Genomic DNA, 18,742 nt, shown 5'->3' on the forward strand with positions numbered 1-18,742 from the left:
ACCTCTCTAATTTAAAATAAAGAAAGGGGAGAAATCACGAAGACCTCCCCCCTTAAGCATATTACTTAAAGTCGACCTTGTTTAATCTATCAGAACCAGTTGGATGTGGGAAGAAATTAGTTATTTCTGCATCTCCCGCTAGTAAAGGTGTCGAGTGGGCAAGTGGAACCCATGGAGCATCCTCAAAAATAATCTCTTGCGCTTGTTTATATAGTTCATTACGTTTCTCTTCGTCTACTTCTGTTTGTGCTTCGATTAAAAGCTTATGTGTCTCTTCGTTACTGTAGTAGCTATAGTTATTGCTTCCGATATTATCTTCGTCAAGTAACACATAGATGAAGTTATCTGCATCTCCATTATCACCTGTCCAACCTAATAAGAATGCATCTGCTTCTCCATTTTTAGCTTTTTCTAAATAAGTAGCCCATTCATAAGATACGATATTAGCAGTTATGCCAACATCAGCTAAGTTCTTTTGGATAGCTTCTGCAACTTTTGCTCCATCTGGCATATATGGACGTGGAACAGGCATTGCCCATAGTTCCATTTCAAATCCGTCTGCAAAACCAGCTTCTGATAATAATTGCTTCGCTTTTTCTGGATCATATTCGTATCCAGGAATATCATCATTGTATCCGCTGATTGTTGATGGCATAGGATTTTTGGCTACTTCTGCACGGCCTTCAAAGAAAGCATCAACAATCGCTTGTTTATCAATTGCATAGTTTACAGCTTGACGAACTTTTTGATTATCAAATGGTGGACGAGTGCTTGTTAAACCAAGGTATCCAACATTCATAGATGGACGCTCGAACAATTGTAACGCGGTTTCTGATTCAACTGTAGTTCCATCTGAAGGATTTACTCCATCAGCTAAGTCTATTTCTCCATTTAATAGAGAATTCAAACGAGCAGAGTTATCTGGAATTGCTTTAAAAACAACTTTATCCAATTTAGGCTCTTCTGAATTCCAATACTCTTCATTCTTTTCAATAGTAATAGAATCATTGCGTTTCCATTCTACAAATTTGAATGGTCCAGTACCAACTGGGCTATCACCAAATTTGTCACCAGCTGCTTCAAATGCAGTCGGACTTGCAATTGCAAAAGGACTCATTGCAATATTTTTTAAGAAAGGTGCTTGAGCACGAGTAAGCTTAAAGATTACTGTGTAATCTCCTTCAGCAGTAACTGAATCAATTACGCGGCTTTCGTCACCAGCAAATCCTCCAAACATAGACTTATAATACGGGAAAAGATCTTCGGAACCATTTGCCCAACGTTCAAAGTTTTTCACTACTGCTTCTGCGTTGAAGTCTGTTCCATCATGGAACTTTACTCCTTCACGAAGTGTGAATGTATAAGTAAGTCCATCCTCAGATGGCTCCCATTTTGTAGCTAACCCTTCATTGATAGTTGTATCTTGTTCACCAAAGTTCAATAGTGTTTCTAATACGTTTTGTGTAACTTTAAACGATTCACCATCCGTAGCACCTGCTGGATCTAGTGTAACCGAGTCACCCCCACGACCGAAGACTAATACTTTTTCTTCAGCAGTTTCTGTCGTGCCCTCGTCATTATCTTTTTTTGTATCGCCGTCTGATGAATCGTCAGATGAACACGCAGCAAGTACTACAGTAAGTGCAACGAACATCAGTAGCAAAAATGACCATAATTTCGATTTACTCATTTGGACCCCTCCATAATATTTATTATCAATGTTGCAGTTGCTCATTGTATAAATGGCACGCAACAAAATGACCAGTTTTAGCTTCTTGTAATTGTGGAACATCCTTCGCACAAATATCCATTTTAAAAGGACATCTTGTATGGAAGGTACACCCAGTAGGTGGATTTGAGGGACTTGGAATGTCTCCTTCTAAAATAATTTGTTCACGTTTAAATTCTGGATCTGGAACCGGTACCGCAGAAAGCAAAGCTTTTGTATAAGGATGTAAGGGTTCAGCATACATTGATTCACTTGTAGCGAGTTCTACCATTCTACCCAAGTACATTACCCCTACACGATCACTGATATGACGAACTACTCCTAAATCATGTGCTATAAATATATAGGTTAGCTTTAGCTCTTTCTGTAAATCTTGCATGAGATTTAAAACCTGCGCCTGTATCGAAACATCGAGAGCAGATACTGGCTCATCCGCTATTATTAACTTCGGATTAGTCATCAAAGCCCTCGCAATTCCTATCCGCTGACGTTGTCCTCCACTAAACTGATGTGGATAACGTTTTGCATGGTAGCTACTTAAACCAACGATTTCTAGAAAGTCATGTACTTTCTTTTTCCGACTTTTTGGGTCTCCAATATTATGAACAATTAAAGGCTCCATTAAAATCTTTTCAATCGTATGACGAGGATTCAAAGATGCGTATGGATCTTGGAATACCATTTGAATTTCACGTCTAGCCTTTCTCATTTCATCCTTGGAAATATTCGTTAACTCTTTGCCGTTAAATGTCACTTTTCCTTCAGTAGGTTCTAGTAATCTCATAAGCATTCTGCCAGTGGTAGATTTACCACATCCAGATTCACCAACAATGCCCAAGGTTTCCCCTTCATTTACAAAAAAAGAAATATCATCAACAGCTTTCACATTCCCCGTATGCTTTCCTAACAATCCTGAACGGACTGGAAAGTACTTTTTTAAACCTTCAACTTTTAACAGCGGCTCTGTCATCTGCCAAAACCTCCTTCTCATCGTATAAGAAGCATCTTGTTTTATGACCTTCCGTTGTTTCGTATAGTGGAGGATTTTCCTCCGTGCATCTTCCAAATACAAATTCACAGCGGGCAGCAAACCTGCAGCCTTGATTGATAGATCCAGGTTTTGGAACACTACCAGGAATAGAGTAAAGTCTTTGTTTTTTATAACGCATATCTGGAACAGAAGCGATTAACCCTTTTGTATACGGATGCTGAGGGTTGTTGAAAATTGTATCAACAGTTCCCTCTTCTACTACTTTTCCTGCATACATTACTACAACTCTTTCACAAGTTTCAGCCACTACCCCTAAATCATGCGTTATTAAAATTACTGCTGTGTTGAGACGTTCATTTAACTCACGCATTAACTTTAGTATTTGAGCTTGAATTGTTACATCTAAAGCTGTAGTAGGTTCATCAGCTATTAAAAGCTTTGGATCACAGACTAAGGCCATAGCAATCATTACTCTTTGTCTCATTCCACCGGAGAGCTGATGTGGATAGTCGTTCATAAGCTCTTCTGCTCTCGGTAAGCCAACTAGTTTTAACATTTCCACAGCTCTTGCATGTGCTTTCTTTTTATTCCAGTCTTTCTTATGTAAGGTAATCGCCTCTAGCAATTGATTTCCTATTGTAAACAAAGGATTTAAAGATGTCATCGGCTCTTGGAAAATCATCGCAACATCGTTTCCACGAACTTTACGCATTTCTTTTTCCGAAAACTTTGTTAAGTCTTTACCTTCAAACAATATTTGACCGCTAGTAATTTTTCCAGGTGGACTAGGAACTAGTCCCATAATAGAAAGAGATGTCACACTTTTTCCACAACCTGATTCCCCAACAATGCCTAAAATTTCGCCTTCTCTAACATGAAAATCAATATGATCTACGGATGGAATAACACCATCATCTGTGAAAAAGGACGTTTGAAGATCTTTCACTTCTAAAATTGTTTGTCGTTCTCCCATGATGTTCCCTCTTTTCACAAAAATTACAAATCTTCTAACTTATATACTATAAATGATATTTTACACAAAAAATTCATACATGCAATACTTTTCTGAAAAATCACAAGACTGTGCTATATTCTTAAGTTCGAAAAAAACACCTTATAAGCTGTAGAAACACTTATAAGATGTTTGAATAACTATTCTTTATCAAGTTGTTGGATTTGGAATAAATTATGATAAATATTTCTTTGTTTCATTAATTGGGAATGTGAACCGTGCTCCATTACTTTACCATTTTCAATAACAAATATATTATCTGCATGAGTAATAGTAGATAAACGGTGAGCTACAATAATGGTCGTACGATTTGAAGCTAGTCTCTCTAATGAATCCTGTATTAAAGATTCACTCTCTAAATCTAATGCAGAAGTTGCTTCATCTAGAACTAAAATAGGTGGATTTTTTAAAAATACTCGTGCTATAGCAACTCGTTGCTTTTGACCTCCTGATAGCTTCACTCCACGTTCCCCAACTTTAGTATCATATCCACCCGGTAGTTCCATGATAAAGTCATGTGCATTTGCAGCTTTTGCTGCTTCCATTACCTCTTCATCTGTAGCATCTGGTTTTCCCATTAAAATATTAGATTTGACTGAGTCACTAAAAAGTATATTATCTTGAAGCACTATACCAATCTGCTTTCTTAACGATTCAATAGTGATATCTCGAACATCTTTACCATCAATTAGTACTTGTCCAGAAGTGACATCATAAAACCGAGGTATTAAGCTAATAATAGTTGACTTTCCTCCACCGCTCATACCTACAAAAGCCACTGTTTCTCCAGCATTCACACGGAAGTCGACACCCTCTAAAATCATCTGTCCATCTTTTTCATATTGAAATGAAACATTTGAAAATGTCACTTCACCACTAGAGATTCCTAAAGTAGAAGCTCCTTTTTTATCGATAATATCGTACTCTTCATCCATTAGTTCGAATACACGATCCATAGAAGCAAATGACTGAGTTAATGTTGTAGATGAATTGACTAAACGTCTTAATGGGCTATATAAACGCTCAATATACGCAATAAAGGCAGCCATCGTACCAACAGAAAGTCTTCCGTGGATAGCTTCGTACCCTGCATAAGCGATAACGAGTAAAGGCGCAATATCTGTAATCGTGTTAACTACAGCAAATGCTTTTGCATTCCAAACTGTTTGTTTTACTGCTGCATCTAGAAACTCTCCATTTGTTTCATTAAATAATTTTTGTTCATGTTTTTCTAACGTGAACGTTTTAATAATACTCATGCCTTGTACACGCTCATGTAAATAACTTTGAACCCCCGCTAAAGCTTGCGAACGCTCCTTCGTTAAGTCCCTTAACCTTCCGAAGAAGTATTTTACACTGAACGCATAAAATGGAAATGCAAGTAACGTGACTAAAGTAAGCTTTACATTCATTGTTAACATGATTCCAATAGCGATTAATATAGTCGCTAAATCCAACCAGACATTCATCAAACCAATCATGACAAAGTTTTTCGTCTGCTCCACATCGTTTATAACTCGAGAAATAACCTCCCCAGCACGTGTATTTGAATAATATTTCAAGCTTAGCTTTTGTAAATGCATATACATTTTTTTACGTATATCAAACAATATTTTATTACTTACTAGCTGTGCTAAATATTGTCTATAATACTCAATTGGTGGACGAACAATTAGAAATACTAATGCAGTCCCTCCAAGCCAATAAAATAATTGAGTTAGTTTTTCATCATTTGTTAATGAATCTGCTCCGATAATATCATCGATTACAATCTTAATAAGAATTGGAATAAATAATGGAATTGCAAATTTAATAATCCCAATCACTATCGTTAAGAAAATTTGAAAATTATACGGTTTTACAAATTGCATATATCTCTTCATCGTACTCATTTTAAAACTCCTTTCTACCATGAGAAAAACCTGTTGTATGTTTTCAACAGGTTTCTCTCTAACTACTCATTCAACTGTTTTTGAAAATGATAACGACTTGTCCATGCCTCGATAAAATCTGGTGCAAATGGACCTCTTCTTTGTTTGATCCAAGAAATGAGTTTCTCAACATTACGATTTAGAATGCCATCAATTTCTTCTGGATACTTCATTTCTAATTTATGTTGCTCGTATTCGTCTTCATCTAGAATTGTGTAGGTCATATCAGGAAATACCTTCACATCTAAATCATAATCAATGTACTTTAGCATTCCATTGTTATAGACAAACGGAGAACTCATGTTGATGTAATAGTATACACCATCTTCTCTTAGCATACAAATAATGTTAAACCAATATTCCGCATGAAAGTAGCAAATAGAAGGTTCTCTTGTAATCCAAGTTCTACCATCCGATTCAATTACAAGTGTCCGTTCATTTGCCCCTATTACAATATTTTTGGTTCCTTTTAAAACCATCGTTTCTTGCCAGACACGGTGGATTCGGCCATTATGCTTGTAGCTGTGAATTTGAATAGTTTCTCCTTCGTTTGGAATCGCCATGATTTAGCCACCTTTTCATCAAGTGAAACTTAATCCGTGGAAATTTTCTATTTTCCCACGGATTGTTAGTTGACCATTCGGGTTTTTACAAGCAGGTAAATACCTCCCTTTCTAAGTGGAAGCCCTAGTGCTCGTTAATACGGGGTCAAGCGCAAATTTAGAATTTTTATACTTATTTTCTTATTATAGCAATTCACTGTAAAAAACTATAGTAAAAAAATCAGCGAGGGTATTTTTACCCTCGCTGATTTTTGGTGAATCCATGTTATTTAGTTCGGTTAGAAGAACGATTTGCTTGTGCACCGCTAGCTTGTTGTTTTTTCAACTCTGCTTGACGATTTTGTTCTTTAACTTTTTGAATATCAGTTTCAGAAGCAAACTCTTGGTTTCGGTTCTGCTGGTTTCTGTTATTCTTCATGGATTTTTCACCTCCGTACATAACTATCATGTGCAGGTAGTGAAATTTTATTCATACAACTTGAGCCTATTTGATAATCAAATAATAGCAATAAAAAAATTTCTGCCCGGCTTCGCGCTGCAGCTCGCTGCTTATGAGCCTGCAAGAATGAGTCGCTCTGTCCCTTCGTGCTCTTGCGACGCACATTTGCATTGCGCTTCCAACTTAGATAGCGAGACTTCATTACACCAATTCAAGTTAGAAAATCAATTTGACTTGCTCTTACATTTTTATCGATCTTCCACCATCTACAATAATTGTTTGGCCACGAATCATGGATGCGTCGTCTGATAATAAGAACATTGCAGTTTTTACCATGTCTTCAATTTCTACCATTCGTCCTGCAGGTGTATTCACTCGTGCATCCTCTAGTAATTCTTCACGATTTGGAAAATGCTTGAGCGCATCCGTGTCGAGTGCACCACCTGAAACAGTGTTTACTACGATACCTTTAGGAGCAAGTTCTACTGCCAAATATCTTGTTAGTGACTCTATAGCAGCTTTTGATACACCAACCGTTGTATAGTTTTCTAAATAGCGAATAGATCCTAGAGAACTGATTCCTAATATTTTACCACCCTCTGGCATTAACTTTGTCGCCTCTTGGGCACCGAAGAGAAACCCTTTTGCGTTAATATTCATTGTCCAGTCCCAGTGTGTCTCCTCAAGCTCCATAATAGGACGTAATACACCGGATGCTGCATTGCTAACAAAAATATCTAATCGACCAAACTCTTCTTTGATGGTTTGGAACATGACTCTTATCTTCTCAATATCCCCTACATTCGTCTTCACAAGAAGTGCTTTTCTTCCTAAAGCTTCTATTTCCTTTACTGTTTCAACGGCAGCAGTTTTACTTCTCGCATAGTTTACGACGATATCATAGCCATTTTTGGCAAGTTCAATAGCAATAGCTTTCCCTAAACCTCTGCTACTACCTGTAACTAAAGCAACTTTACTTGTTGTCATCTTAAATCTCCCTTTCTTTCCAAGCATTCCATATTTTTAACATTGGAACTGGCATTGGTTGTTGATTTACTTCTTCAATAGTTAACCAAATACATCGTGATGGTAGATCTTTTTCCTCTATTAAAACTCCTTCAAAGCTTTCCATTTCCCATACCAAATGAGAGAAAACATGCTTAAATTCAATAATTGACGGACCTTTTGTTATTGCTACTCCGTAATCATGTTCGACAACCTCTTCTACAGTATGGTTAGGCGTTGGTAGCTCTACCATGGGAAACTGCCACATATTCGCGAGTAAACCTTTAGAAGGTCGTTTTTCCAGTAAAATTTGGCCATTCCCTTTTCGTACAACGACCGTTTTTACTTTATGTATTTTCGTCTTCTTTTGGATTGTTTTTACTGGTAGTTCATCCTGTATGCCCTCAAAAAATGCAGTGCAGTTTTCTCGTACAGGACATAATAAGCACTTTGGTTTAGTCGGTGTACAAATTATTGCACCGAGCTCCATAAGTCCTTGGTTGAATGCAGAAGGATTTTCAGAATCGATTAAATCCATCACTGCCTCTTCAAATATTTTCTTTGTTTTCGGTTTCGCAATATCTTCTTTTATTAATAAAAGTCGAGAAAGTACACGCATGACATTTCCATCTACAGCATGTTCTGGGACTCCATAAGCAATACTAAGAACAGCACCAGCTGTGTATGGACCTACACCTTTTAACTTGGAAATTTCTTTTCTGGTAGACGGAACAACACTTCCATATTGTTCTACGACTTCTTTAACTCCAGTCTGAAGGTTACGAGCACGTGAATAATATCCCAGTCCTTCCCATTCTTTTAATAACTCACCTTCGTCTGCGTAAGCTAGTGATTCAAGCGAAGGATATTTTGCGATAAATCTTTCATAATAAGGAATAACCGTATCTACCTTAGTCTGTTGAAGCATAACTTCGGAAACCCAAATCTTATATGGGTCCGTTGTGTTTCTCCAAGGTAAATCACGTTTTTCTTCTAAAAACCATGAAACTAAAGAATCTCTAACCTGCTCTTTATATAATTCGTTCACTGTAAAATCCTTCCTTGCGATTATTGACAATAAATATGGGTATATGAATAGTAGTGTCTTTGTTTTTTAAGAAATCTATTTTAAGATGTAGTTAGTTGTAATCCTAAAGGAGTTGGTTGTATGGACACAGGTACACATGTCGTTATGGGTATTGCACTAGGTGGTCTATCTCTTATTGACCCCGTAGTTGCTGGTAGTACTCTTACAACGACTGCAGTAATAGCAGGTACAATCATAGGCTCACAAGCCCCTGATATAGATACTGTTCTGAAATTACGTAATAATGCTGTTTATATTCGACATCATCGCGGGATTACCCACTCCATTCCTGCCGTTATTTTATGGCCAATCCTAATAGCAGGTGTGTTATGGCTTATTTTGCCAGAAGCCAATTTGCTGCATCTATGGTTATGGACCTTTTTAGCAGTGTTTGTGCATGTTTTTGTTGATATATTTAATTCCTATGGAACTCAAGCATTAAGACCATTTTCAAGGAAATGGGTTGCATTAGGGGTTATTAATACATTTGATCCGATTATATTTGGCATTCATGTGGTTGGTCTACTGCTTTGGATGTTTGGCTTAAATCCTGTTCCAACCTTTCTTACTATGTACGCCATTATAGTCGTCTACTATATTTCACGTTTTGCTGTACAGCATGCCGTAAAAAATTCTGTAAAGCATACTATTCCCGATGCAGATGAAATTATCGTCGCACCAACGATGAAATTTCTACAATGGAGAGTAGCCGCAATTTCAAAAACACATCATTATGTCGGACGAGCATATGGTAGATCCATCACTATTTATGATAAGTTCGAACGTAAACCGCTTCCCGAATCTGATTTAGTAAAAGCAGCATTAAAGGATAAAAACTTAAGTGCCTTTACTTCGTTTTCTCCTATATATCGATGGGAGATCACTGAATTTGATCATATTTATGAAGTAAGGTTAATTGATCTTCGATATCGTAGTAATGACTATTATCCATTTGTAGCTGTAGCCCACTTGAATGAGGACCTAGAAATAGTTAATTCCTACACTGGTTGGATTTTTAGTGAAGACAAGCTACACAAAAAGTTAGATTTCATGCCACATAACTAACAGTAAGTAAATTTTTACTTTTCACTTATTTCGAAACGTAGATATACCGTTGATTTCCGCTCCGAGCGGACGCTTTCCGTGGGCACGGCTTCAGCCGCTTCCCTTGCTCCTGCGCAAGCTCGTCGCAAAAAAGATTTTCGCTACGCTCTGTCCAGGGTCTTCAGCTCGCGCTATTCCCACTGGAGTTGGTGGCGACTCCAGTGGGACGAGTGAGACAGATGAGCTATCACCGCGGCGCGTAGCGACGGTGATAGCTCATTGCTCACTCCACGGAAAGCGTCCACCTGAAACGGAAATAAGTAGCATTATTCATTCTTAAAAGTTCTGTAAAACCAATATTCATACTGAATATTAATATACTTAATCCGTAAGAAAAACGCTAGGGTGTATTTCCTAGCGTTTTTAATTGGTAAAGTCATCGGTTTCTAATAAATGCTTATACTTCTCATTCGTGTTTGCAAATTCATGCAACTGCTCCCCATAGCCGTCTATCCATTTTCTAATGACCATTTCCGTGACAGCAGCACCTTTATAATCATATCCGGCCTTTGCATACGAGGATTCAAAATCTGACCATAGAAGCTCTATCCACGCTCTTGCTTTTGCTGCAGATAATTTATCATTCTTCTCAATTAGTGCGAAAGTTAATTCATCTATTTTTGTTTGCATACTATTTTCCTTCCTCTAAGGATTCTAACATCGAGATTGGTAAGGCTTCCTCATATTTATCTCCGCCTAATCTATACCCCCATGCAAATCTACCCTTCAAGTATTCCACTTGAAAAAACACTCCTGGATCTCCAACTATACGATACATCTCTCCTTGTTTAATAGTAGCAGGGTCTATTAAAAAGGCTTGGGCCATCAATGCTTTTCTTTCATACACTGCGTACTCATTTACCATACCTAGTTGTTCAGCTTTACGTGATTTTTCTTTCAAATTGCCAATCTCTGTTCGTAGTTCTGGAACAGTCATATCACTATATTTTTTCTCACTCATCCTGGTCTTCCAACTCCTTTTTTTCAATATAAAGATCTATTTGTTCTGCTGGGAATCCTTTCTGATACAACGCTTGCTTTACACGTCTTCGTAAATCATTCCCATTATATTTCGAGGCATATTTCCGCCAAATTTTATCTCCCTGGGTAGCAATAATTTCGATCCATTCCTCTTCGTTTTTTTCTAATTCGAAGGCAGAAAGGGCTTGGGAGATTATAGTAAAATTATATCCTTTTCTTTGCAGTGTATCTTGAACCTTTTGTTTAATTTGTCTTGGTGTCTTATCTTGACTTTGTTTGATAATCTTCTCTGCCAAAGTCACCGCGATACCTACTTGTTCTTCTTCTGAATAGTCACCTAGTACTTTCTCTTGTAAATCTTTTTCAATTCCCTTTTTCTTTAATTCCTGACGAATTGCAGTAGGCCCTTTTTTACTGTTTCTCTTTTGAGTTTCCACTAATGCTTTTGTAAAGCTTTCATCATTTAGAAAGCCAAACTCATATAACTTACGAATTGCTTCTAGTATGACAGCTTCGCCAAACTCATTTTGCAGAAGTTTCTGTTTTACTTCATGCTCACTTCTCATACGATAGCTTAAAAAGTTAATTGCTTTATTAAATGCCTTTCTAACTTCATCATCAAAAACAATTTCATCTAATGTAAATTCTTCGATAACTTTTCCTTTAGATAGTTGATATTTGATCAGTACTGCTTCATCTAAACTAAATGCATACTTTTCATCCAAATATAAATTATACCGTTCGTTATTGTTTTTTTGTCGTGCAATTTTAGTAATAACCGGCATATATAAATCTCTCCATTTCTCTACTCCTCAATTATAACCGATAAGTTGGTTGGTGATAAATGATTGAACTGTTATGATAATGCTAAGAAGGAGGCTGAAGACAAATGAAAATCGCAATTACTGGCGGAACTGGCTTTGTAGGAAGAGAACTAACAGATTTACTTTTACAAAAAGGACATGAAGTATTTATTCTAACTCGGTCAAAACAAGATAATACAGAACGTGGCATAACTTATGTACAGTGGCTTTCGGAAAATGCAAATCCCGAAAAGCAGTTAGAAGGCGTCGATGCTTTTGTAAATTTAGCTGGTGAGTCCATTAATAATGGACGTTGGACAGAATTACAAAAACAGAAAATTTACGATAGTCGGATGAAAACGACAGATGAAGTGCTCCGAATTCTAAATGCTTTAACTGTAAAACCAAAAGTTCTAGTAAATGCGAGTGCAATTGGTATCTATCCAGCCTCTCTTAGTGCGAGATACACCGAAAAGAACAATGAAATTGGAACAGACTTCCTGGCTCGCACAGTTCGAGATTGGGAACTTAAAGCTCAAGGTGCTAACAAGCTTCAGATTCGGGTTGCTTACGGCAGATTTGGAATTATTTTAGGAAAATCAGAAGGTGCACTTCCATTGATGGCGCTACCTTATAAGTTATTTGTTGGTGGACCAGTTGGGACCGGAGATAATTGGATGTCTTGGGTACATGTAAAAGATGTAGCAGGTGCATTACTTTTTGCAATAGAGAATCCTATTAATGGTCCATTCAATCTCACAGCACCACACGCAAAAAAGATGAAGGATTTTGGAGAAACTTTAGCTGCCATATTAAAAAGGCCAAATTATTTCCCTATTCCATCCTTCGCTTTAAAATTTGCATTAGGAGAAAAAAGCCAACTCGTGTTAGAAGGTCAGCATGTTATCCCACAAGTATTATTAGAAGAAGGTTATTCGTTCTATTTCCCAAATTTGGAAAGTGCATTGCATGATATTTATAAGTGAATAACTAACTCCCATTGGCGCAACCTACTAAAAAAGAAAGGTTGCGTTTTTATGTGGAAATCTCATTTTGTAGGAATTATTATTGCTACGATTATTTTAAGTATTGGATTGGTGTATCAACCTTTTTCTGCACAAGCAGAGGAAATCCATTGGGGATTAAAAAAGGCGACTGATGAACAGCAAGCCGAAGCTGGTGAAGAAATGGATGCTATGCTTAACAAGCATGGTGCAATCTATAAAGGTCCTGCGGATAAAAAGGTACTGTATTTTACATTCGATAATGGATATGAAAACGGCTATACCGAAAGTATTTTGGACACCCTTAAAGCAGAAGGGATTCAAGCAACATTCTTTTTGACCGGTCATTATTTAGAGAGTGCTACTCCTTTAGTAAAACGTATGATTACTGATGGACACCAAATCGGCAACCATTCTTATGGTCACCCTAATTTAGCAAAGCTCTCCAAGGAAGGGATTCAAAAAGAATTACAAAAATTTGATAAACGTCTGAGTGAATTAACTTCATTAACAAGAACTACTGTAACTCGTCCACCAGAAGGAATTTTTAATGAACAAGTACTTGAGGCTGCTAATGAAATAGGACATCAACATATATTTTGGTCTGTCGCATTTATTGATTGGCATAAGGATCAGAAAAAAGGTGGCAAATATGCCTATGATCAATTAATGTCCCAAATACATCCTGGTGCAATTATCTTAATGCATACCGTATCACCTGATAATGCAGAAGGCTTACCGATGTTCATCAAAGAGGCTAGAAAAATGGGTTATACATTTGGTACTCTGGATGATTTAATCATGAATAATCTGGATATTCCGCTTACTTTGCTTCCTGAATAAACTACTTTATAATAGAAAGAAGATTATAAAGGACGTGAAGTTATGAGTGAAAAATCAGTTATAGAAATAGGACAAGAATTTCCCCTTACGATTAAACGACTTGGTATTAACGGAGAAGGCGTTGGATTTTTTAAGCGCAATGTTGTTTTTGTAAAAGGAGCTCTTCCAGGAGAGGTAATCACTGCAAAGGTTACAGTAGTAAACCCCAAGTATGCCGAAGCTGAAATTAAAACATTAAGAGAATCTTCTCCACATCGTGTTAATCCCCCCTGCCCGGTATATGAAGCTTGTGGAGGATGTCAGCTGCAGCATATGACATATGAAAGTCAGCTACATGTTAAAAGAGATTTAGTATTACAAGCTTTAGAACGTTATGTGAAGGACCTGGCTCCGACAATTGATGTAAGGCCAACTATCGGTATGGAAAACCCATGGAATTACCGCAATAAAAGTCAGTTCCAAGTGAGAGAATTAGGCGATAAAGTTATTGCAGGGTTATATGCAGAAGAATCCAATATGTTAATCGATATTAACGAATGTTCGGTTCAAGAGCCAGCCACTACCCATATTACAAATGAAATAAAAAGATTCCTGGAAGAACTGAAGATTTCTATCTACGATGGTAGAAATTCTAAAGGAATCGTCCGTACGATTGTCGTTCGTACTGGTATGAAAACTGGACAAATTCAAGTTACACTTGTAACAACTCAAAAGAAAATGCCACATAAAGAAGAACTAGTTCAAAAAATACGAGCAATCGACCCTAATATTGTGTCCATTAGTCAGAATATTAATCCAGAGGATACTTCTCTGGTATTTGGAGATACGACATTTAACTTACATGGTAAAGAAACGATTCATGAAAAACTTGGAGAACTAGCTTTTGACTTATCTGCTAGAGCTTTTTTCCAATTGAATCCGGAACAAACAGTTCATTTATACAATGAAATTGAAAAAGCAGCAGCACTCACAGGTGAAGAAACAATTGTAGATGCTTATTGTGGTGTTGGTACAATAGGACTTTGGCTTGCCAAAAATGCAAAAGAAGTTCGCGGAATGGATATTGTTCAGGAATCCATTCAAGACGCGAAAAAAAATGCGAAACGAAATGGTTTTAAAAACACAAAATACGTTCATGGTACAGCACAGCATTGGTTACAAAAGTGGAAAAGCGAAGGATTCGTTCCTGACGTATTAACAGTAGATCCACCTCGTGCAGGCTTAGATGATGATCTGTTAAAAACGTTATTAGATATTAAACCAAAACGCTTTGTTTACACTTCATGTAACCCGTCCACACTTGCAAAGGATTTAGCAGCGCTTAAAGATGTATACAACATCAAGTATATTCAACCCGTTGATATGTTCGCTCAAACTGCTCATGTCGAAGCGGTAACGCTATTAGAATTAAAATAAATATAAGCTGTCGGAGAGAATTAAACTCTTCCGACAGCTTTTCTGGTTTTATAGCTTCAACGCTTCTCGATTCACTCTTTCGATAAATTCTTCAACCACTTTATTATTACTTTTCTCACTTCCAAGTTTCATCATTGCTCGTCCTACAAAATTCATGCCTTTGTTTTGACCCTCATAAATGAATTTTGTATGATTATCATCCAATTTATACAAAGTAAAACTAAACGTAATTTCAAACGCTTTCCCTAATACAAAGCTTATTTTTTTGTGCTTTTTATCTGGTTGATCTTCATATGCCATTGTTTCAACGATATATGTCTCTACTCGCTTCCCTTCACGGTAACTTTGTCTATGCTTCGCGCCAACCTCATTCTCCTGTTTTTCTATTAGAACGTGCTCCTCCACCTTATCCATAATCTTATGTATGTTTTTATCCATAAATAAGCTCCATACTTTTTCGATGTTTACTTTGATTTCTGTTTCTTCACTCCATTTAATCATTAATCATTCTCCCTTCCTGATTCTAAAAATTCATCTAGCTCACCTAACTTGGCTGTTAGATTATCTATTTGAATCAATATTGTACTTCTTTTTTGCTGTAATATTTTTTCAAGGTTAGCAAATGATTTATCGTCCATTACAGAAATCATTTCTTGTATAGTAAATCCAAAACTTCTCAGTTTCACTAAAAGGATGGCTAGAAAATAGCTGCCATCATCGTAGTACCGGTAATTATTGAGTGGATCAATATAAGCTGGTTCGAGTAATTTGACTTCTGCATAGTATCGTAAGGTCTCCTTGCTTAACCCAGTTATGTTGACAAATTCACTAATCTTATACATTCTGTGCCTCCCTTTTTTTTATTATAAACTGTGGGGTGCACCACAGAGTCAATACACTTAACCTAAATATAGTATGACACGTTTTATTTGAAGAAGTTAAGGGAATTAATAGTGTGAACATTTAATTAAAGGAGGAGTTTAAGTGAAGGCAGTCACATTTCAAGGAGCCAAAGATATTCAAGTAAAAGAAGTTCCAGATGCAAAACTGGAGAAACAGGATGATATTCTAGTACGTATTACTACTACGGCTATTTGTGGATCTGATCTCCATATTTATAGAGGTGGAATACCTACTCGAAAGGACTTTGTTATTGGTCATGAGCCAATGGGTATCGTGGAAGAGGTTGGTCCAGCGGTAACAAAAGTTAAAAAAGGTGATCGAGTCGTTATTCCTTTTAATGTTTCATGTGGAGAATGTTTTTATTGCCAAAATGAGATGGAAAGTCAGTGTGATAATTCAAATGATAATCCAGCCTTAGACTCCGGTGCTTATCTGGGCTACACCGAACGTTATGGTAATTTCCCAGGTGGGCAGGCTGAATATTTAAGAGTCCCCTATGGAAACTACATGCCTTTCTTAATACCGGAATCATGTGAACTAGAGGATGAGTCTTTGTTATTCCTATCAGATGTTCTTCCAACTGCCTATTGGAGTGTTGAAAACTCAGGCATGAAAGAAGGAGACACAATTGCAGTTTTAGGTGCAGGTCCTGTTGGTTTAATGGTACAGAAATTTGCGTGGATGAAAGGTGCAAAACGAGTAATTGCAGTTGATCACTTAGATTATCGTTTAAAGCACTCTGTGAAGATGAATAACGTCGAAGTCTACAATTTTGAACAATATAAAGATATGGGCTCCCATATTAAAGAGATCACCAATGGAGGAGTAGATGTTGTCATTGACTGTGTAGGGATGGACGGTAAAATGTCGATGGTCGAAAAAGTAGAGCAAAAGTTAAAGCTCCAAGGTGGAACTCTAAGTGCTATTGATATAGGAATAAATGCAGTAAGAAAATTTGGGACGATTCAATTAACTGGTGTTTATGGATCATTATATAATATGTTCCCATTAGGAAATATTTTCGAAAGGAATGTATCGCTAAAAATGGGACAGGCACCCGTCATTCATTATATGCCTCTATTGTTTGATAAAATTACGAATGGCGAATTTGACCCGAAAGAAATTATTACGCATAGTGTTCCACTAGATAAGGCAAGTGATGCTTATAAAACTTTCCACGATCATGAGGACGAAAGTATTAAATTTGTGTTAAAACCATAAAAAATTAAAGTGAAGATGAGGACAGACTTCCTGACTTGTCTGTCCTCACCCTCACGATAGAAGATTCCAATCTGATTTAAGACAATCTTCTATACTTTTTTTCAAAGGATCTAATTTGGTTGTTTTTTGAACTTTAATAAGGAAGCTTTTTAAAAATAACTTACAGTTCGCGTACAGAAACCAATATTCTTCTTCCTTAATTATACTCTTTTTCTTTTTTAACTCGTTTGGTATTTGTTGTATCAGTAATTCTATTTCTTTTATTTTCAAACCTCGTTCGAGCATTTCCAAAATTGGAATTAAAATTCTTTCCTCTTCTTCGTGTATGTAAACACTATCGAAAACAAATAATTTGTTCCATAGTGCATTTAACATTTCTCCAAAGTGTTCTGAATCTACTTTGTTGCTTTTTACCAGTTCATCAAAAGTATCTGCTACATGCGCAATACTATGAGCCCAACCTTTACCTGGTACATAGCCTCTTAAGTCTTTTTCAAGATTAATATAATCAATCAAGTTATCTTTTACTCTTAGTATCATATTTTGGTCAAGAAAGTCATTTTCGTTATCTCTATATAGAATAAGTGCTATCAAAAGAGTAGTAAAAGATCTCGTAAAAACAGTATCTGTTTCCTTCTCTCCAATTCCTTTGTATAACAAATCATTTAACGCCACTTCCAATAATTCCGTTAGAAGTTCATGCCCTAGTAATTTCTTTTCTATAATTAATTGATAAAACATGCTGTAGATTAGTTGATCCCTTAGATCACCATCAGTAGAACCTATATGCTCTAGCATTGAGTACACAATTACGTCTTCCTGTTCTGCTTCCCAAGTTCTTTCTCCACTTTTTAGTTCATTTAAAACCTTTTTAAGTTCATTTGCTTCCATTTGAAAATCTCATTTCCTTCCTTTATCTAATATATGTCAATAAGATATAGAATAAATAAATATGTATACGTGAGTTCCTACCCTTTAAAGATTATATAAAACCTTTTTCATTTAATGGTATATTTTTCTATTTATAGCATATATCCACTGAAAGTTCCACTTTAATCAGGAACCAAAGCACTAAAATTCCCTTTTATGAGAGTCTAGTGCTTCATTTTTCAATCACAAAATTTAATTTCTTGTAGACAGCTGACAACTCTGTATATTAATCTTTGTAATTTTCTTCAGACTATTAATTCCCTAATCACTTCATTCATAAAATTTAACCTATCTATATATACAAAAAAACCAACTATAAAGATAATGATATAAATAGCATAAATTAATAGTGTTGGTTTAATTTTATCTTGATCAAGTAAGCTTAAAAGGTTAACGAACAACATGCCAATTGCAAAAATACCAAAAAGCCAAATCTCTTTAAGAAAAGTTAGTTCGTATTCTATAAGTGCGACTTTTAATGTAGATATCCCTGTTTTATTAATCTTATATTGCTCAGAGTGAAAAATGTCTTTTTTAGTTAATGTAATTGATTGCGTATCACTAAAATAATCTATTTGATGTCCTCCTGGATATAAATCTAACGAATATGTGAAAATCCCAAAAACAACTATAAAGAAGTATATTAGCATATATCTATATCTATATTTCTTTCCGGTATTAATCTTCAACATCACTTCACCTCATTTTTTGAAGTCGTATATTCTAATAGTTATACGTTTTATTGACAGAAAAGTTACATAATTTTAAAAATACTAAGAG

At 36.2% G+C, this 18,742-nt stretch carries 20 protein-coding genes; 5 read left to right on the forward strand and 15 right to left on the reverse strand.

Annotation, left to right across the window (positions count from 1 at the left end; translation table 11 throughout):
• Positions 1–61: 61 nt before the first annotated feature.
• From ACQCPR_RS15280 to mutY, 8 genes are all read right to left on the reverse strand, one after another.
• Positions 62–1,690 carry an ABC transporter substrate-binding protein gene (locus tag ACQCPR_RS15280; protein ID WP_427137441.1) on the reverse strand — a complete coding sequence of 543 codons (1,629 nt, stop codon included), beginning with the start codon at positions 1,688–1,690 and terminating at the stop codon, positions 62–64.
• Positions 1,691–1,715: 25 nt separating this feature from the next.
• Positions 1,716–2,699, reverse strand: a complete 984-nt coding sequence (locus ACQCPR_RS15285; protein WP_090568490.1) for an ABC transporter ATP-binding protein — start codon at positions 2,697–2,699, stop codon at positions 1,716–1,718.
• Positions 2,674–3,693: an ABC transporter ATP-binding protein gene (locus ACQCPR_RS15290; protein WP_093495065.1), complete on the reverse strand. Its 1,020-nt coding sequence runs from the start codon at positions 3,691–3,693 to the stop codon at positions 2,674–2,676. The genes ACQCPR_RS15285 and ACQCPR_RS15290 overlap by 26 nt, the downstream gene beginning before the upstream one ends.
• Positions 3,694–3,872: 179 nt before the next feature.
• On the reverse strand, positions 3,873–5,624 hold the full coding sequence (locus ACQCPR_RS15295; protein WP_427137442.1) for an ABC transporter ATP-binding protein: 1,752 nt from the start codon (positions 5,622–5,624) through the stop codon (positions 3,873–3,875).
• A 62-nt stretch (positions 5,625–5,686) separates the two neighbouring features.
• Positions 5,687–6,226 carry a nucleoside tri-diphosphate phosphatase gene (gene ntdP / locus ACQCPR_RS15300; RefSeq protein WP_090568481.1) on the reverse strand — a complete coding sequence of 180 codons (540 nt, stop codon included), beginning with the start codon at positions 6,224–6,226 and terminating at the stop codon, positions 5,687–5,689.
• A 265-nt stretch (positions 6,227–6,491) separates the two neighbouring features.
• A complete protein-coding gene (locus ACQCPR_RS15305) occupies positions 6,492–6,644 on the reverse strand; it encodes a gamma-type small acid-soluble spore protein (protein ID WP_241598517.1) in 153 nt (50 codons plus the stop codon).
• Positions 6,645–6,905: 261 nt separating this feature from the next.
• Positions 6,906–7,652 carry an enoyl-[acyl-carrier-protein] reductase FabL gene (fabL, locus tag ACQCPR_RS15310; RefSeq protein ID WP_427137443.1) on the reverse strand — a complete coding sequence of 249 codons (747 nt, stop codon included), beginning with the start codon at positions 7,650–7,652 and terminating at the stop codon, positions 6,906–6,908.
• A gap of 1 nt (position 7,653) precedes the next feature.
• Positions 7,654–8,718: an A/G-specific adenine glycosylase gene (gene mutY / locus ACQCPR_RS15315; RefSeq protein ID WP_427137444.1), complete on the reverse strand. Its 1,065-nt coding sequence runs from the start codon at positions 8,716–8,718 to the stop codon at positions 7,654–7,656.
• Between the two features lie 120 nt (positions 8,719–8,838).
• Between mutY and ACQCPR_RS15320 the strand changes: the two genes are divergently transcribed.
• Positions 8,839–9,822, forward strand: coding sequence for a metal-dependent hydrolase (locus ACQCPR_RS15320; protein ID WP_090568469.1), 984 nt, complete (start codon positions 8,839–8,841; stop codon positions 9,820–9,822).
• A gap of 402 nt (positions 9,823–10,224) precedes the next feature.
• Here the strand turns inward: ACQCPR_RS15320 and ACQCPR_RS15325 are convergent, their stop codons facing one another.
• The 3 genes from ACQCPR_RS15325 to recX are packed head-to-tail and all read right to left on the reverse strand — an operon-like array spanning position 10,225 to position 11,627.
• Complete coding sequence (locus ACQCPR_RS15325; protein ID WP_090568464.1) at positions 10,225–10,491, reverse strand: YfhJ family protein; 267 nt, start codon at positions 10,489–10,491, stop codon at positions 10,225–10,227.
• A gap of 1 nt (position 10,492) precedes the next feature.
• Complete coding sequence (locus ACQCPR_RS15330) at positions 10,493–10,822, reverse strand: YfhH family protein (protein ID WP_090568460.1); 330 nt, start codon at positions 10,820–10,822, stop codon at positions 10,493–10,495.
• Entirely contained in the window at positions 10,815–11,627 is an 813-nt protein-coding gene (gene recX / locus ACQCPR_RS15335) for a recombination regulator RecX (RefSeq protein ID WP_090568457.1), read from the reverse strand. Before recX ends, ACQCPR_RS15330 begins: the two co-directional genes overlap by 8 nt.
• Positions 11,628–11,731: 104 nt before the next feature.
• On the opposite strand from recX, the gene ACQCPR_RS15340 reads away from it, so the two are divergent.
• The 3 genes from ACQCPR_RS15340 to rlmD are packed head-to-tail and all read left to right on the forward strand — an operon-like array spanning position 11,732 to position 14,908.
• Positions 11,732–12,631: a TIGR01777 family oxidoreductase gene (locus ACQCPR_RS15340; RefSeq protein WP_427137445.1), complete on the forward strand. Its 900-nt coding sequence runs from the start codon at positions 11,732–11,734 to the stop codon at positions 12,629–12,631.
• 51 nt (positions 12,632–12,682) lie between these two features.
• Complete coding sequence (locus ACQCPR_RS15345; protein WP_427137446.1) at positions 12,683–13,492, forward strand: polysaccharide deacetylase family protein; 810 nt, start codon at positions 12,683–12,685, stop codon at positions 13,490–13,492.
• 42 nt (positions 13,493–13,534) lie between these two features.
• Positions 13,535–14,908, forward strand: coding sequence for a 23S rRNA (uracil(1939)-C(5))-methyltransferase RlmD (gene rlmD / locus ACQCPR_RS15350; RefSeq protein WP_427137447.1), 1,374 nt, complete (start codon positions 13,535–13,537; stop codon positions 14,906–14,908).
• Positions 14,909–14,956: 48 nt separating this feature from the next.
• On the opposite strand, the gene ACQCPR_RS15355 is transcribed toward rlmD, so the two are convergent.
• Positions 14,957–15,409: an SRPBCC family protein gene (locus tag ACQCPR_RS15355; protein WP_090568445.1), complete on the reverse strand. Its 453-nt coding sequence runs from the start codon at positions 15,407–15,409 to the stop codon at positions 14,957–14,959.
• Complete coding sequence (locus ACQCPR_RS15360) at positions 15,409–15,750, reverse strand: MerR family transcriptional regulator (protein ID WP_427137448.1); 342 nt, start codon at positions 15,748–15,750, stop codon at positions 15,409–15,411. The genes ACQCPR_RS15355 and ACQCPR_RS15360 overlap by 1 nt, the downstream gene beginning before the upstream one ends.
• 142 nt (positions 15,751–15,892) lie before the next feature.
• Here ACQCPR_RS15360 and ACQCPR_RS15365 point away from each other — a divergent pair, with 142 nt between their 5' ends.
• Positions 15,893–17,032 (forward strand): zinc-dependent alcohol dehydrogenase, encoded by a 1,140-nt coding sequence (locus ACQCPR_RS15365; RefSeq protein WP_093495073.1) that lies wholly within the window; start codon positions 15,893–15,895, stop codon positions 17,030–17,032.
• Positions 17,033–17,083: 51 nt separating this feature from the next.
• Here the strand turns inward: ACQCPR_RS15365 and ACQCPR_RS15370 are convergent, their stop codons facing one another.
• A complete protein-coding gene (locus tag ACQCPR_RS15370) occupies positions 17,084–17,923 on the reverse strand; it encodes a DUF2785 domain-containing protein (protein ID WP_427137449.1) in 840 nt (279 codons plus the stop codon).
• A 284-nt stretch (positions 17,924–18,207) separates the two neighbouring features.
• Complete coding sequence (locus ACQCPR_RS15375) at positions 18,208–18,654, reverse strand: hypothetical protein (RefSeq protein ID WP_090568431.1); 447 nt, start codon at positions 18,652–18,654, stop codon at positions 18,208–18,210.
• Positions 18,655–18,742 lie beyond the last annotated feature (88 nt).

Source organism: Psychrobacillus psychrodurans (assembly GCF_050209195.1).
Classification (GTDB): domain Bacteria; phylum Bacillota; class Bacilli; order Bacillales_A; family Planococcaceae; genus Psychrobacillus; species Psychrobacillus psychrodurans.